General features: G+C 57.5%; 9 protein-coding genes. 2 read left to right on the forward strand and 7 right to left on the reverse strand.

The genetic code is table 11. The features are described 5' to 3' along the window. Positions 1–37 precede the first annotated feature (37 nt). A complete protein-coding gene (locus AC3RLQ_RS15110; protein WP_493038449.1) occupies positions 38–838 on the forward strand; it encodes a ThuA domain-containing protein in 801 nt (266 codons plus the stop codon). Position 839: 1 nt separating this feature from the next. On the opposite strand, the gene AC3RLQ_RS15115 is transcribed toward AC3RLQ_RS15110, so the two are convergent. The 7 genes from AC3RLQ_RS15115 to araD form a co-directional block, all read right to left on the reverse strand. Further along, positions 840–5,849, reverse strand: coding sequence for a PAS domain S-box protein (locus AC3RLQ_RS15115; protein ID WP_493038451.1), 5,010 nt, complete (start codon positions 5,847–5,849; stop codon positions 840–842). Between the two features lie 260 nt (positions 5,850–6,109). Continuing rightward, positions 6,110–9,211 carry a PAS domain S-box protein gene (locus AC3RLQ_RS15120; RefSeq protein ID WP_493038453.1) on the reverse strand — a complete coding sequence of 1,034 codons (3,102 nt, stop codon included), beginning with the start codon at positions 9,209–9,211 and terminating at the stop codon, positions 6,110–6,112. A 209-nt stretch (positions 9,212–9,420) separates the two neighbouring features. Next, complete coding sequence (locus AC3RLQ_RS15125) at positions 9,421–11,514, reverse strand: response regulator (RefSeq protein ID WP_493038455.1); 2,094 nt, start codon at positions 11,512–11,514, stop codon at positions 9,421–9,423. A 7-nt stretch (positions 11,515–11,521) separates the two neighbouring features. Beyond that, positions 11,522–13,162 carry a sensor histidine kinase gene (locus AC3RLQ_RS15130; protein WP_493038457.1) on the reverse strand — a complete coding sequence of 547 codons (1,641 nt, stop codon included), beginning with the start codon at positions 13,160–13,162 and terminating at the stop codon, positions 11,522–11,524. Then, a complete protein-coding gene (locus AC3RLQ_RS15135; RefSeq protein WP_493038459.1) occupies positions 13,150–13,593 on the reverse strand; it encodes a thioredoxin domain-containing protein in 444 nt (147 codons plus the stop codon). Before AC3RLQ_RS15135 ends, AC3RLQ_RS15130 begins: the two co-directional genes overlap by 13 nt. A gap of 351 nt (positions 13,594–13,944) precedes the next feature. Next, the gene (locus tag AC3RLQ_RS15140; protein ID WP_493038461.1) at positions 13,945–14,187 is read right to left on the reverse strand and encodes a hypothetical protein; all 243 of its coding nucleotides are present in this window, start codon (positions 14,185–14,187) and stop codon (positions 13,945–13,947) included. A gap of 17 nt (positions 14,188–14,204) precedes the next feature. Continuing rightward, positions 14,205–14,903: an L-ribulose-5-phosphate 4-epimerase AraD gene (gene araD / locus AC3RLQ_RS15145; protein WP_493038463.1), complete on the reverse strand. Its 699-nt coding sequence runs from the start codon at positions 14,901–14,903 to the stop codon at positions 14,205–14,207. 125 nt (positions 14,904–15,028) lie between these two features. Between araD and AC3RLQ_RS15150 the strand changes: the two genes are divergently transcribed. After that, positions 15,029–16,030 carry an AAA family ATPase gene (locus AC3RLQ_RS15150; protein WP_397383846.1) on the forward strand — a complete coding sequence of 334 codons (1,002 nt, stop codon included), beginning with the start codon at positions 15,029–15,031 and terminating at the stop codon, positions 16,028–16,030. The last annotated feature ends 11 nt before the right edge of the window (positions 16,031–16,041 follow it).

Raw genomic sequence — 16,041 nt, forward strand, 5'->3', positions numbered from 1 at the left:
TCCGCGCATACTCGACCTTCCAACCTGATCCGCCGCCATGCGTCCCCTTCTCATCTCCCTGCTGTCCATCGCCTGCCTGTTTGCCGTCGCCGCCCCGAAAGAAGAGGTGAAACCGCTCAAGGTCCTCATGATCACCGGCGGCTGCTGCCATGACTATGAAAACCAGAAGCTGATCCTGAGCGAGGGGCTCAGCGCCCGGGCGAATGTGGAATTCACCATCGTGCATGAAGAAGGGCCGGAAGGTAAAAAGGACAAAAGTCACAAGATCTCGATCTATGAAAAGGACAACTGGGCCGAGGGCTATGATGTGATCCTGCACAACGAATGCTTCGGTGGCGTGGATGATGTGGCGTTTGTGGAACGGATCGCCAAGGCACACCATAACGGTGTCCCGGCGGTGATGCTGCACTGCTCCACCCACAGCTACCGCACGGCCAAGACCGACGAGTGGCGCAAGTGCGTGGGCCAGACCTCCATGAGCCATGAGAAGAACCGTGATTTGAACGTGAAGAACATCGCGGAGGGCCATCCGGTCATGAAGGGCTTCCCGGCGGAATGGCTCGATGCCAAGGACGAACTGTACAAGAACGAAAAGCTCTGGGAGCACTTCGTCCCGCTGGCCAAGGCCTATGGCGAGGACACGAAGATGGACCACAACGTGATCTGGGTGAACGAGTATGGCAAAGCCAAGGTCTTCGGCACCACGCTGGGCCATGGCAATGAAACGATGCAGTCACCCGTTTATCTCGACCTCGTCGCCCGCGGCCTGCTCTGGACCTGTGGCAAGCTTGGCGAAGATGGCAAGCCACTGCCCGGCTACGAAGCCAAGCAGAAGTAGTTCAGTCAGGCTGCAACACCTCGGCCAGGGTCTTCAAGAGAGTTTCGGCCGAGTAGGGTTTTGGGATGAAGTGTTTCACACCGGCCCCCATGGCCCTGGCCACCATGTCTTTGACTCCCAAGCCACTGGCCGCGATGATGCGCACCTGAGGATTCATGCGCATGAGCACCTGGATGGTTGCCAGACCGTCCATGACAGGCATCATCATGTCGGTGAGCACCACGGCTATTTCTTCCTGGTGGGCGGTGAATACCGTCGAGGCTTCGACACCATCCGCCGCCAGCAGCACACGATAGCCGAAGGCCTCCAGCGTCTGACTGATGATCTGACGAACCGTGTCTTCATCATCGACAACCAGCACCAACTCGCCGTTGCCACGCGGCAGCGTCGTCTCAACAGGAACGTGCGGTTGCGTGTCTGATGAATCATTTGCAGGCAAATAAACCTGGAATTTAGAACCTTCCCCGATCTCGCTTTGCACCCGCAAGAAGCCGTGGTGACCTTTGATGATGGCGAGTGTGGTGGACAGACCAAGACCAGTGCCTTTGCCGGTTTCCTTTGTGGTAAAAAACGGCTCAAAAATGCGCTCCAACACATCGGGGGGCATGCCTATGCCGCTGTCTTGCACCTCGATCAACACATGCCGTCCGGGCTTTGCATCGGGGCTCAGCGCCACACATTGCTCGTCCAGCACCACATTGCTGGCTGAGAGCTTGAGCATGCCGCCATTGGGCATGGCATCACGAGCATTGACGCAGAGATTGAGCAAAACCTGATGCAATTGAGTGGGATCTCCCTGCACGCCCCACAAATCCGCCTGGATCCTGCTGCGCACCTGGATGTTCTTGAGAAAGGTTTCGTTGGCGATTTTTTCGATCTCCCGGAGCAGGCGTCCTATTTCAACGGCGAGCTGCCGCCCTTCCACGCCCCGCGCAAAAGAGAGCACCTGCTGCACCATGTCAGCTCCGCGTCTGGCGCTGGTCTCGATCGTTGAGAATATGTTCAGCCGCCGTTCATTGGTTTCCTGCAGCTTGAGCAGTTCAATGGACATCATGATGGGGGTGAGCACGTTGTTGAGATCGTGCGCAATGCCGCCGGCCAGCGTGCCGATGCTCTCCATGCGCTGCGAGCGCAGCAACTGGGCCTCCACTTGTTTGCTCTCGGTGATGTCCTCCGCCGTGCCGACGATGCGCAGCACGGCACCGTGTGAATCGCGCACGGGAAAAGCCCGGTCATGAATCCACCGCTGAGTGCCGTCAGCACGCAGAATGCGGTAGCGCTCGTCATACTCTCCGCGTGCCCTCTTGGAAGCCGTCGCCTGCTCAATGCGTTCCCGGTCCTCGGGATGCACTGAGCCCAGCCAGCTGAGCGGATTTGCATACAGGCTGGTGCAGGTGCGGTGCCAGATTTTTTCATACGCGGGACTGACGTAGATCATTTCGCTGCCGGTGGGATCCGTCATCCAGAACACCTCCTCGATGGTTTCAGCAAACTGACGGAAGCGCTTTTCACTCTCGCGCAGGGAAGTCTCCGCCTGCCTGCGCTCCACGCCTTCCAGCGCCAGAGAGACCAGATTGGACATCGCAAGTGCAAAGGTTTTCTCATCGGCCGTCCATTCCCGCAACGTGCGAACATGTTCAAGGCAGAGCACACCGGTGCGAAACCCGCCCACGATGATGGGCACATCCAGGATGGACCGGATGCCGTGAGGCTGCAGATAGCCTTCCACGAATTCACTGGTGTTTGGGTTCTGGGCGGCATCATCCGCAATGATCATCTCCTGTTCGATGAGGGCGCGGAAATAGGCCGGATAGGTGGCTGCTGAAAGCTCCATGCCAGACGAGTGCCTGCCCTCCTCCCACTCAAACAAATCCACGCAATTTATGGCGGAGCGGTCGCTGTTATAGCGCCAGATGCTGACGCGGGAGACGTTCAGGGTCTGAGCCGCACCTTCGGCGATTTTACGCAGCAGCAGCAAGGCATCTTCAGCATCACCCGCCCAATGGCGCGTCAGTTCGATCAAGGTCTTGCGCTGCTTGATGAAGCGTTTGTCCGCCTCGCGCAATTCTGCCTCACGCCGGCTGATGTCGAGAGCAAAACCGATATCCGCAGCCAGTTCATCCAGCAAAGCCAGTTCATCTGCGTCGAAGAACTCGGTCGTATCGGCATACAAATTGAACACGCCGATGGTTTTGCCCCCTGATTTCAACGGCAGCGAAGCCATGGAGCGATAACTCCGGCACAGGGCATCGGCACGCCAGCAGGCGGCGTCAGGATCATGCTCAATGTCATTGCAAACCGAGTGCTGGCCGGACTGCAATGCACGCGCGGTCATGGCACAGCCAGAGCCGGACTGCGCACCACTGATGACAGCCTCGAGCATTGCCAGGGTTTCCTGCGTGGCACCGATTTGTGCGGCGATTTGCAGCCGACCGGTGTCAGGATCCAGCAGACCAATCCATGCGAGGCCAAACTGGCCTTTTTCAACCGCGATGCGGCAGGCCGTCAACAGCATTGCCTCCTGATTTTTTTCACGAACAATGGTCTCATTTATGCCGCTCAACATGGCATAAAGACGGTTGAGCTGCCGGATGCGCTGATCGGCTTTTTTACGGCCAGTGATGTCCTGCATCTGGGAAACAAAAAACGCGGGATTCCCCTGCTCGTCGTCCACCATCGAAACAGTGAGCAGCACCCACACCACACCGCCGTTTTTATGGAGATAGCGTTTCTCCATCTCAAAAGTCTTGATCTCGTGACGGAGCATTTTCTGCACATTGGCAACATCCATTTCGAGATCGTCCGCGTGGGTGATCTGCTGAAAATTGACGGAAAGCATTTCGGATTCGGTGTAGCCGACAATTTCACACAGGGCCCGATTGACGCGTAAAAAACGCCCGTCGGGAGCGACGAGCGCCTTGCCGATGGGGGCATTCTCGAAGGCTGTGGCGAAGGTGGCCTCGCTTTCACGCAACGCCTCCTCCGCCCGTTTGCGTTCGGTGATGTCCTGCACCGTGCCAAAACACCGCGAGGACCTGCCCTGATCATCAAAGAGCAACTCCACCTTCACGAGCGCCTGAGCCTCCAGCCCGTCCGCACGCAGCACACGGTATTCAAACGGCTCGATGACTGCGCCAGGCCGCGCGTTTATAAGCTGTGCAAGATAGGCGTCATGGCGCCCTCGGTCGTCCGGGTGCACCATTTCCTGCACCCGGTCATAGGAGAGTACGACAGACTGTGGCTGCAGCCCGAAAATCCGGTAGAGCTCGTCCGACCATTTGATGCTGCCATCCGCCACCGTGTATTCCCAGCTGCCAATGTGGCTGATGGACTGGGCGCGGCCAAGATCTGCGCTTACCTGGGTCAGGGCGGCCTCGGTGCGTTTGCGATCACTGATGTCCACGAAAGTGGCGACCACATGGGGCTCTCCCTGGAACTCGATGGTTTCCATGCTGGCGATGGCATGAAGAACACCGCCGTTGCGCGCACGCAGGGCAAGTTCCATGTCGCGAACCGAACGATGCTCATCGAGAGTCTTGCGGAGCATAGCGGCCACAGGTTCATCAAGCACGGCCAGCTCAATCATGGAACGCTCCACCGCCTCTTCACGCGTCCATCCGACGAGGCTGGAGAAAGCGTCATTGACCTCCACGATTCGTTGATCGCGCCTGCGGCTAATGGTCAAAGCAACCGGACTGCTGCGAAACGCCTTGATCAGCCGTGTTTCGACTTCACGAAGCATCTCCATGGCCTGCTTGCGTGCCGTGATGTCTTCAGTGAACATGATGATGCCTCCAATCGAGTCATCCGCCTGACGCCATGGCTGGATCTCCCAGCGAATCCAGTCGGTCCGTCCGTCGGCACGCAAAAAGGCTTCTTCATCGCATTTTTCGACCTTGCCAGTCAGGCAGCGCTGATGGATTGCAGCCCAATGTGGCGGCGCTTCAGGAAAGACCTCGTAATGGCTACGGCCCACAATGGACTGAGATCCGAGGCGGTAATCCTGCATCCAGCGCTGACTGACGACGAGATATTTCATGTCACGATCCAGCATGGCGATGGCCGCCGGACTGTGCTCTGTGTACAGGCGCAGCTGTTCTTCACGCTCCCGCAAAGCACGCGTGCGCTTTTTCACCTGCCCGGCCAGAAACCAATTCCAGCCGACGAGCAGCGCCAGCAGTATCGCGCCCCCCAGGGCGCCGTAGCCGAGATAGCGCAGATACCGGGTGGTGCCCAATGTCTGCCCAAACCACTTCTTTTCGATCCGGGAAAACTCCACCTGCCCCACATCAGCGAACCCCTTTTCAATCAACTGCAACAGACCGGCATTTCCCTTGCGAACGGCACGATGAAACTCTCCGACGCTGACCGGCTCCGTCATCCTGAACTCTGCCTCCAAGCCCTGCTTGTGGAGAAAATAAAGAGCCGGCGGTTTGTCCGCGACGAAGACATTCACTTTGCGCTCATTGGCAGCGGCAATGATGGCCTCATAGTTTTTGTAGAGCAGGAGCGGGCCTACGCCATTGACCTGGAGGAGCTGAGCGCTTGCATCGCCCGCTTTGGCCGCCACGGGAAACCCCTTCAGGGATGCCAGGCCGGTGATGCCTGAAATAGTCGTTCGAAAAAAGATGGGGACCTGGAGGGTGGCGTATGGGCGCGAAAAATCCAGATATGTGGCGCGCTCGGCGGTCACGAAGACGGTGTCAATGACATCAAACTCGCCTGCTTTCATCCGCTCAATGGCATCGCCCCAATCCATGCCGTGGATCTCGGCGGTGACGCCCGTCTTTTTTTCCCAAGCCTGCCACTGATCGATAATGATGCCCTGCAACACCCCTGCGCCATCCCTGAAAACATAGGGTGGATAATTGTCGTCCATGACCACGCTGATCTTGCCTGGCAGAGCAGGCAGCTGACCAGAGACGGAGGTGCAAATACAGGCGATTAAAAAGGCGACGATGAGTCCGCGAATGCGGTGCAAACCACGTTTGGCGGCGGTGAATTTCTTCATGCCTGAACAGCCCCCCGACCGTTCACTCAATGTCTCTAAAAATTTCAGTCCTGAGGTCGGGCACCTCGCTTGTTCCATTGCACAAGCCCCATCCGAATTGAGAACAATGAAGGACGTTTCCAACATAATTCATGTATGTTAGAGCGTGTGAAAATTCATGACACTTAAATTACCCTATCGAATCCGCAGAGTCTACCGCTTTGAGCATCAAAGCGATGGAGGTTACAGGCATTCTTTTAGTGATGAGGGAGCGGATTCCATCATGCGGCGACCTGAGCATGCAGCACCGCATCCAATGTTTTGAGGAGAGTTTCTGCCGTGTAGGGCTTGGGGATGAAATTCTTGACACCCGCATTGGCGGCTTTTTCCTCCATGCCGGCGGCATTCATTCCGCTGGCAGCAACGACACAGATCTCTGGATTCATCCGCATCAGCACCTGAATCGTTGCCGGTCCGTCCATCACCGGCATCATCATGTCTGTAAGCACCAAAGCGACTTCCGAGCGATGTTTAGAATAGAGGGAGACAGCCTCGGCCCCATCCGCAGCCAGCAAAACACGGTAGCCAAAGGTTTCCAAAGTCTGCTTGGTGATCTGCTGCACGGCGGCCTCATCATCGACGACGAGGATCAATTCACGATTTCCACGCGGCAGCTCTCCCGGGATGGCCGCTTCAATTTCTGCATGTTCGGACATGTGCGCGGGCAGATAGATATGAAAGGTTGTGCCTTTCCCAAGTTCACTCTCCACCCGTAGGAAGCCATGGTGGCTTTTGACGATGGCCATGACCGATGAGAGCCCAAGCCCGGTGCCTTTTCCGAGTTCCTTCGTGGTAAAAAACGGTTCGAATATGCGGTCAATCACCTCTGGTGGCATGCCAGTGCCATTGTCTTCCACCTGGATGTGGAGGTACTGCCCGGGCTTGGCGCCGGGCATCATTGATGCGCATTGTCCATCCAACAGCATGTTCCTGGCAGAAAGTTTCAACTGGCCGCCGTTGGGCATGGCGTCACGTGCATTGACACAAAGATTGAGCAGCACCTGGTGAATTTGGGTGGGGTCCCCCTGCACGACCCACAATGGTGCGGGAATGGTGCAGCGAATCTGGATGCTTTTCAAAAAAGTCTCGTTGGTGATCTTTTCGACTTCCTTGAGCAGATGCCCGACCTGCACCGCCAGCTGCTTTCCTTCCACGCCTCTGGCAAATGACAGGACTTGCTTCACCAAGTCCGCGCCGCGTTTGGCGCTGCACTCAATGGTGGCAAGAATTTCATGCTTTTGAGCACTCCGCTCCTGAAGCTTCAGGAGCTCGATGGACATCATGATGGGGGCGAGCACGTTGTTGAGATCGTGCGCAATGCCGCCAGCAAGAGTGCCGATGCTTTCCATGCGCTGAGAGCGTAAAAACTGCTGCTCCAGCTTTTTGCGCTCGGTGATATCTGTGTTGATCGAGAGGATGGACTTGGGGCGCCCCTGAGCATCCTTGATCAGAGTCCACCGTGACTCGACGATCACCAGCCGGCCTTCTTTGTCATGCTGCTGCATTTCACCGGCCCACTCTCCCTGAGCCATGACGGCTTTCATGACGGCAAGGAACTGCACCGGATCTCGATTGAGCAGTTCCATTTGCGAATGATCCAAAACCTCAGCGGCCTGCCAACCATAAAGCCGCTCCGCACTGCGGTTCCAATACAGGATGCGATGCTCCTCCGGGCTGCAGACGATGATGGCATCACGCGCCTTGTCCAGGAGGGAGGCCTGCTCGCGAATTTTGTCCTCGGCCATTTTGCGCTGGGTGATGTCACGCATGATGCACTGCAGGCGACCGTCAGGAAGAATCGTTGAGCCGACTTCGGCGGGAAACTGCGAGCCATCCTTACGCCGGCACAACCATTCACTCCGCACCACTTCACCTTCGCTCAACTGCGACACTTCGGGCAGGATTCTCACCATCTCTCCGGAAGCAACAATATCGACAAAACCCATCCGTCTCAGTTCCTCACGAGTGCAGCCCAGCATCTGGCAGACTGCGGCGTTGGCTTCGAGCAGACGCCCGGCAGTGTTCGAGACCAGGATGCCGTCAGAGGCTGACTCAATGAGGGTACGGAACTCGGCCTCGCTCGCCAACAGGGCCAGTTCGGCCTGCTTACGCGTCGTGATGTCCTCGGAAAAAATGATGATGCCACCGATCGTGCCGTCAGCCTGATGCCATGGCCTGATTTCCCAGCGGATCCAGTCAATGGAACCATCCGCACGAACGAATTTTTCATCATCGCTTTTTTCGACAGCACCAGCCAAGCAACGACGGTGGATCTCCATCCAGTGGGCCGGCACTTCGGGAAAGACATCATAGTGGCTGCGTCCCGTGACGGACTGCTCACCCAGACGGTAGTCATGCATCCAGCGCAGACTGACCACGAGATACTTCATGTCACGATCCAGCATGGCGATGGCAGCAGGACTGTGTTGAACACAGAGGCGCAGCTGCTCCTCTTTTTCCTGCAGCGCGCGTGTGCGCACCCTGACCTGGCCCGCCAGCATCCAGTTCAATCCAAGCAACAGCGTCACCAATGAGACGGCTGCCAATGCAGCGTATCCCAGGCTGCGCAAATAGGGATGCCCATCCAGAGTCTGCCCGAACCATTTTTTCTCGATCCAGGCGAGTTCCTTCGGCCCCACATCTTCAAATCCTTTTTCAACCAGCTGCAGAAGTTTGGTATTTCCTTTGCGGACCGCACGGTGGAGTTCTCCGATGCTGACCGGGTCAGACATTCTGAACTCAGATCCCAAGCCTAGCTTCTGAAGAAAATACTGAGCGGGCGGCTTGTCCATGACGAAGACGTTCACTTTGCGCTCGTTGGCCGCGGTGATGATGGCCTCGTAGTTGTTGTACAACAACATGGGGGTGATGTCATTTTCCTGCAGCAGCTTGACGACTGTGTCTCCCAGCCTCGCAGCTACTGGAAATCCATGCAGGGAGGAAAGATTGTTGATGCCAGCGATCGAGGAACGAAAAAAGATGGAAACCTCGATGGTGGAATACTGCTTCCCGAAATCCAGATAAGCCGTGCGCTCCGGTGTTTTAAACATCGCGTCGATGACATCAAACTCGCCCTCTTTCATCCGGCGCACGGCATCATTCAAGTCCATGCCATGAATCTCAGCGGTGACTCCGGTGCGCTTTTCCCATACACGCCATTGATCGATGATGATGCCCTGCAGACGGCCCTCATTGTCTCTGAAAACATAGGGAGGGAAATTGTCATCCGTCACCACACTGATGGTGTGAGGAATCGCAGACTCCTGCCCCGACACATCCATAGAGATGAGAAGGAACGACAAAAGCATGAGGATCCAACTCATGTGGCAGCGCACGCCTCCAGGCTGAGCCCGCGCTGAAGCAGCGGAGGAATTGAAGCGACGCAGCACCGATGTCGAACCAGCTCCCAGCGCCATGGTGCAAGAGGGAAATGAACCGGGAATGAAGGCGTGAAATTCAGTCATGCTTCAAGGCGGTTTCGAAGCTGGAGTGCCGCCATTCTTGGCATGAAAATGAATTTCGTTTCATCCGGTTAAAGAGAGGAGGTGCGCTGTGCATTCAGCACTGTGTGAAGCATTTTCAGCAGTGTTTCCGCCGTGTAGGGTTTGGGGATGAAGTGTGTGACGCCCGCGTTTGCCGCCCTGGCCACCATGTCTTTCACGCTGAGGCCGCTGGCGGCGATGATGCGCACCTTGGGATTCATGCGCATGAGCACTTGAATCGTCGCAGGCCCGTCCATGACCGGCATCATCATGTCCGTCAGCACCACTGAGATTTGGTCTTTGTGAGTGGCGTACAAGGTGGACGCCTCGACACCGTCCGCCGCCGGCAGTACGCGATAGCCAAAGGACTCCAGCGTTTGTCCGGTGATGTGACGCACGGGTTCCTCGTCATCAATCAGGAGCACGAGTTCGCCATTGCCATGCGGCATTTCATTTTGCAGCGGGGGCGGCATGCTCGCGCCTTCCACGATCTGCGCCGGCAGGTACACCTGAAATTTGGAGCCTTTATCCAATTCACTGGAGACTCGGATGAAACCTTGATGGCTTTTGATGATGGCAAGAGCGGAGGATAATCCCAGCCCAGTGCCTTTGCCGAGCTCTTTGGTGGTGAAAAACGGCTCAAAAATGCGGTCAACCACCTCTGGCGGCATGCCTGTGCCGGAATCTTCCAGCTCGATGAAGAGATAAGGCCCGGGCTTTGCGCCGGCGATCATCGCCGCACATTGCTCATCCAGCATGAGATTGCCGGCGCTGAGTTTTAAAGTGCCGCCGTTGGGCATGGCATCGCGTGCGTTGACGCACAAATTCAGCAGCATCTGGTGAATCTGCGTGGGATCTCCGAGAACGATCCACAGATTTGCGGGAATGTCACTGCTGACCCGGATATTCTTGTGGAAGGTTTCATTGGCGATTTTTTCAATGCCTTTGAGAAGATGCCCGGCCTGGACCTCCACGCGCTGCCCTTCAACTCCACGCGAAAATGAGAGGACCTGGCGCACCATGTCCGCTCCGCGCCTGGCACTGCTTTCAATGGTTGCCAGCACGCCCAGCCGCATTGCATCCTGCTCATGCAGTTTGAGCAGCTCGATGGACATCATGATCGGAGTCAGTGCGTTGTTGAGATCATGAGCGATGCCTCCAGCCAGTGTGCCGAGGCTTTCCATACGCTGGGCGCGCAGAAGCTGCTCTTCGACTTTTTTCCGCTCGGTGATGTCAGTATTGATCACCAAAATGCTGCGTGGATGGCCCGCAGCATCACGCAGCAGGGTCCACCGGCCTTCAACGATCAGCTTGCGGCCATCTTTGCCCACTTGTTGCAGCTCACCGTCCCATTCCCCGGCCTGCATGACTTTTTCGAATGCTTGCTGAAAAACTTCCGAGTGTTGGTCTTTGATCTCGGTCACCAGGCGTCCGATCGCCTCCGCGGCAGTCCAGCCATAGAGGCGTTCAGCGCTCTTGTTCCAATAGGTGATACGATGATCAAGCCCACACACCAAGATGGCATCTCTGGAGAGTTCGAGCAGGGATGCTTTTTCGTGGGCTGCCAGCTTGGAAGCCTCCAGCTCCTGCGTGCGCATTTTCACACGTTGTTCGAGGTCCTGAAGATGAGATTTGGACTCCAGCAGCAACCGCGATTTTTCCGTGAGTGAAATGGCCAGTTGAAGCACTTCGATGATATCGAAGGGCTTTTTCAAAATGAGCATGCGATCACGTGGCTTGATCTGCTCCTGCACCTCGCTCCAGCAGCAGTCCGCATAGGCGGTGCAGATCACGATCTGCATGTCTGGGCAGACCTGCCAGATCTGCCGAGTGGTCTCGATGCCGTCCCAGCCCGGCGGCATGCGGACATCGACAAAAGCCATGGCATAGGGCAGCCCCTCCGCCTGCGCGTTTTTGACCATCTGCAGTCCTTCCTCACCCTGGGATGCGGTGTCGATGGTGAAAGTCTGTCTGGCGGCCTGCGCCTGCACTGGGGAGCCAAACAAGGCGGCCTCAGCAGCCTCCAGCGCATCATCTGCCGCACTAACCGGTGCGAGGATTTTGCGGAAGTCATCATGAATGGACCGGTTGTCATCGATGACTAAAATGCGCCGATGCGCAGCTGTCGTGGTTGTGTGTGTCATGGTTGGATTAATTTTCCAATGGCAGTGTCAACGTGAAGGTGGCGCCCAGGCCCGGACCATCACTGTGAGCTTTCAAAGTTCCGCCCAGCTCCTTGGCGGCCAGCGCGCCGCTATGCAGACCAAAACCGTGACCCAGTTTTTTGGTGGTGAAGCCATGGGAGAAAATGCGACTGAGGTTTTCAGGGGCGATGCCGGTGCCGTTGTCGATGACCGCAATTTCCAGCATGCCCTCCTGGTTTTGCGTCACGCGCACCATCATGCGCCGGTCGCCCTCACTTTGATCCAGGGCGTGCTTGGCATTGCTCAACAGGTTCACGAGAATCTGCATCACTTTATGCCGGTCCGTTTTCAAAGGCGGCACCTGGGCGATTTCACAGACCACATTGACTTCATGACGAGTGAAGCTGGCGGCGTTGATGCGGAGGCTGTCGTCGACCAAGTCGGCCACGGAAAGCACCTCGACGACGCCGGTGCCACGTGCGTAGCGCTGCTGCATGGCCACGATCTCCTTGATGTGATCGATGTTTTTTTTCAGCATTTCCATTTCCTGCAGGATGGCCTGCTGAGGCTCTGCCAGGTGCACCGCCAGCTTGAGCAGGTAGTCCGGAAGCATTTTCCCACGCGGGTCAGTGGTAAGGAATGCAGGCAGGTCTGCCGAGTTCTGCTGCAAGAGCTCGGCCACGTTTTTCAGACTTCCGGTCCTGAACTCGCGCACCTTGCTGGTCGCGAGCTCAGCCGAGACACCGACGCTGTTGAGGACGTTGCCCACATTGTGGAGCACGCTGGTGGCGACCTCCGCCATGCCGGCGAGACGTGAGGTTTCGAGCAATTCGGCCTGCGTCCTGTTCAATTCCGTCGTGCGCTCCACCACCTGACGTTCGATTTCCTCGTTGCTGCCTTCGAGTGTGGCGCGACGCAGGGCAATCTCTGACATTTCCTGGAGCATCCTGCGGATGGCGACGAACAGAATGGCGTCCTCAAACAGCACCCAGCCTGCGTGCTCGACCCAGCGCCATGAACTGGCGGTCAGCACGCCGAACACTGACTGAGGCCAGTACAAATCGCGGAGCAGATGATCAGCGGCCACCACAATGGTGGCCGTGGCAAGCACACGCCAGTCACGGTAAAAGGCGAGGAAGGCCAGGGAGCCGAAAATGTGAAAGTGCGTCTCGATGCGGCCTCCCGTCAGGTGAATGAGCAGGGCCGAAGTCAGCACCTGGCCGACGGCAATGACATGACGGGTCACGGCCAAGCCAGGATATTGCCAGGCCAGCCAAATGGGAAAACCGCTGATTGCTCCGCCGAGCAGAATGGCTGCCCAGACGTGGACGTGGACCTGGCTGGAGTCGCCAATCCAAGTGAGGGGGGAAATCCACAAGGCGGCTGCAATTCCCGCCAACCATTGCACGATCATGAGCCGGGCAAAGAGCTGATCGGTGTGCCGGTGCAAGTCATTCTCTGCGGCGCGAAACAGCTCTGCCGCATGTTGTTGCAGTGCTGAGTCTTTCTTGGCCAATGGAGAGGCCGCAGTTTCATCGACCAGCGGGCTGGTTTGCTGACGCAGCCCGCTGGAGGAAACACGCAATAACGCGGTTGCTGGGTTCAAGGGGTGGCCTTGTGGCAGGGTGTTCGCGGCTACGGCTGACATACTGTGCATTCCTTTTGGTTGTTTACCCATCCGAGAGCGCAGCCGAAAACAGGGAGGCTGGTGGCGGGGGGGGCTTTTTGTTTCAACAAACTCTCGACGGCATCCCTCCCTGGATTGTCCCCGGCATGGCCTCGAGCCAGGGTGATGCCGCCTTGGAAAACCAGCCCGCCTTCGGGATCATAGAGCAGAGTCTGGCCTGAGGTGACGGCCTGAAAAAGGCGGGCTTCATTGCCCTCATGATCGACATTCACCTGCACTCCAGGGATGGAAGCTGCAGCATGCCACAGATCGGTTTTCACCCAATCGTCCTCCATGCCTTGCGGCTGGATGAACCACACCTGAGCGCTGAACTTTCCCTGGCAGTGTGCCACGAGTTGTTCCAGTTCGCCCAGCGTCGCGCGGGAGCAGGGGCAGCGTGGATGAAGAAACATGACGAGCTGGGCCTGACCTGGATGACGATGTGCCTGACTGGTTTCCGGCCAGTGTGCTGGTGGGAGGCCGGTGGCGCCAGCGGTCTGGGAGTACTGTGCCAGCAGCAAGCTTCCCGTGACAACCACGCAAAGCCAAGCCGCGGCAAAGGTGCTGATTTTCAATGCGGCAGAGCCAAAGCGCCTTGGTCCAATCACCTTGTCAGGTGAGGTCGTCGAATGAGCTGAGTTTGGCAAGCTGGGGCTAATCACCCCTAAACATAAGGGTCAGCGCCAAAGCCCCCCAACTAAGCCATGCTTTATTTGATACGACCGAACCGCTTAGAACCGCAGACCTTTCGATTCTCGTTTTTATTAATTGAGTTCCAACGGTATATCGCCGGACTCCGAGGATCTGCTGGGCTCGGGCCTGCGCAAAGCCCTGGCACCATTGAAGCTTTCACTATGAGCATGCTTGTAGCCGGCTGGATCGATCGTCTGCCAGATCTGGTCCCTTTTTTCGCTGGAGCATCCAGTCAGGAGATAAGCGGCCAGCAGCCCTGGCAGCAGAAACAGGCGCTGAAAACGAATGGGGGAGAGTGGTTTGCGGGTTTTCATCAGTGAAGAAGGCTGGGTTATTTCTGTCCGTAATACGCGCCCGGGCCGTGCTTGCGCAAATGATGCTTTTCCAAGATATGCCCGGGGATGGGACCCAAGGCGGGATTCAGGGTGGCAGAGCCGAGGGCCATGTGAGCGCACATTTCGAGGGCGATGCTGTTCTTGAGCGAATCCATGGCGTTTTTGCCGAAAGTGAACGGGGCGTGGTGGATCTGCAGGACAGCAGGCATTTCGAGCGGGCTGAGTTGCAGCTCGCGCAGGCGCTCGACAATGGCGACCCCGGTGAAATGTTCATAGTCCTGAGTCACTTCTGCGGGAGTGAGCGCGCGCACCAGAGGAACGGTGCCGTGAAAGTGGTCCGCGTGCGTGGTGCCGAAGCAGGGGATCTCGCGACCCGCTTGTGCAAACATGGTGGCATGCAGGCTGTGTGTGTGTGTGATGCCGCCGATTTCGGGAAATTCGCGGTAGAGGACGAGGTGCGTTTTCGTGTCGGAGGAGGGCCGGAGGCTGCCCTCCACCACCCGGCCATCCAGGTCGAGAACGACGATGTCGGCGGGCTTAAGCTCCAAATAATCCACGCCGCTGGGTTTGATGGCCCAGAGACCGGAGGCACGGTCGATGCCACTGACGTTGCCCCAGGTCAGGCGTACGAGGCCGCTGGGTTCCAGGGCGCGGTTGGCTTCACAGACTTTTTCACGGAGGTCTTGGAGGGTCATTGAAGGCAAGAAAGCCCAAACGTCTTACAATTCCAGCAACATAAACCGGCCCATGGGGCGTTAATACATTGATCCTTGAGAGTTGACGTGGGGAACGCCCCCGTTGACCAGTACCGCACACACACATGCCCGCCTCCGTCGCCCCCCCTGCTGTTCCTGATCAGGAAGCCATCGCCAAAGCCTCCCTCTGGGTGGCTCCGCTCCGAACCGAAATCGCCCGCGTGCTGATCGGGCAGACCGCCTTGGTGGACCGCCTGCTGGTGGCGCTGCTGACCAACGGGCACGTTTTGCTCGAAGGTGTGCCGGGCATCGCCAAGACACTGGCCGTGCGCACTTTGTCGGGAACGTTGAAAGCCAAATTCCAGCGCATTCAGTTCACACCCGACCTGCTGCCTGCGGATGTCATCGGCACCATGGTGTACCATCCAAAAGACGGCACCTTCACACCGCGACTGGGGCCGATCTTTGCCAATCTGGTGCTGGCAGATGAAATCAACCGCGCACCGGCCAAGGTGCAGAGCGCCCTGCTGGAAGCCATGCAGGAGCGGCAGGTCACCATCGGTGAAAACACGCACAAGCTGCCCGACCCCTTCATGGTGCTAGCCACGCAGAATCCGATCGACCAGGAGGGCACGTACACGCTGCCAGAAGCCCAGCTCGACCGCTTCCTGCTCAAAATACGCGTCACCTATCCGACACCCGTGGAAGAACGCATGGTGCTGGATGCGATGGCCACTTCTGCGCCGAAACTCGATGTGAACCAAGTCACCGACGTGACGGCGATCAGCGCCAGCCGCGTGGTGGTGAACGATTTGTTCATGGATGAAAAGATCCGCGATTACATCGTGGCTCTGATCCATGCGACGCGCCACCCTGAGGCGCTGGCCCCGCACCTGAAGCTGCTCATCCGCTGCGGCGCATCACCGCGCGGCACGATCAATCTGGCGCTGGCCGCCAAGGCGCTGGCCTTCCTGAACGGCCGCAACTACGTCATTCCGCAGGATATCAAAGATCTCGCCCCGGACATCCTGCGCCACCGTATTCTGCTTTCTTATGAAGCCGAAGCTGAAGGGGTGACGACGGATGATGTGGTGAAGACACTCCTCGACAAGCTGCCTGTTCCTTAACACCGCCCACA

Source organism: Prosthecobacter sp. GW821-HT29F12 (assembly GCF_058803405.1).

What these genes read in the sequence shown, in the direction of transcription:
- AC3RLQ_RS15110 (WP_493038449.1), top strand. Translation starts at nt 38, where the DNA reads ATGCGTCCCCTTCTCATCTCCCTGCTGTCCATCGCCTGCCTGTTTGCC.
- AC3RLQ_RS15115 (WP_493038451.1), bottom strand. Translation starts at nt 5,849, where the DNA reads ATGAAGAAATTCACCGCCGCCAAACGTGGTTTGCACCGCATTCGCGGA.
- AC3RLQ_RS15120 (WP_493038453.1), bottom strand. Translation starts at nt 9,211, where the DNA reads ATGAGTTGGATCCTCATGCTTTTGTCGTTCCTTCTCATCTCTATGGAT.
- AC3RLQ_RS15125 (WP_493038455.1), bottom strand. Translation starts at nt 11,514, where the DNA reads ATGACACACACAACCACGACAGCTGCGCATCGGCGCATTTTAGTCATC.
- AC3RLQ_RS15130 (WP_493038457.1), bottom strand. Translation starts at nt 13,162, where the DNA reads ATGTCAGCCGTAGCCGCGAACACCCTGCCACAAGGCCACCCCTTGAAC.
- AC3RLQ_RS15135 (WP_493038459.1), bottom strand. Translation starts at nt 13,593, where the DNA reads ATGTTTCTTCATCCACGCTGCCCCTGCTCCCGCGCGACGCTGGGCGAA.
- AC3RLQ_RS15140 (WP_493038461.1), bottom strand. Translation starts at nt 14,187, where the DNA reads ATGAAAACCCGCAAACCACTCTCCCCCATTCGTTTTCAGCGCCTGTTT.
- araD (WP_493038463.1), bottom strand. Translation starts at nt 14,903, where the DNA reads ATGACCCTCCAAGACCTCCGTGAAAAAGTCTGTGAAGCCAACCGCGCC.
- AC3RLQ_RS15150 (WP_397383846.1), top strand. Translation starts at nt 15,029, where the DNA reads ATGCCCGCCTCCGTCGCCCCCCCTGCTGTTCCTGATCAGGAAGCCATC.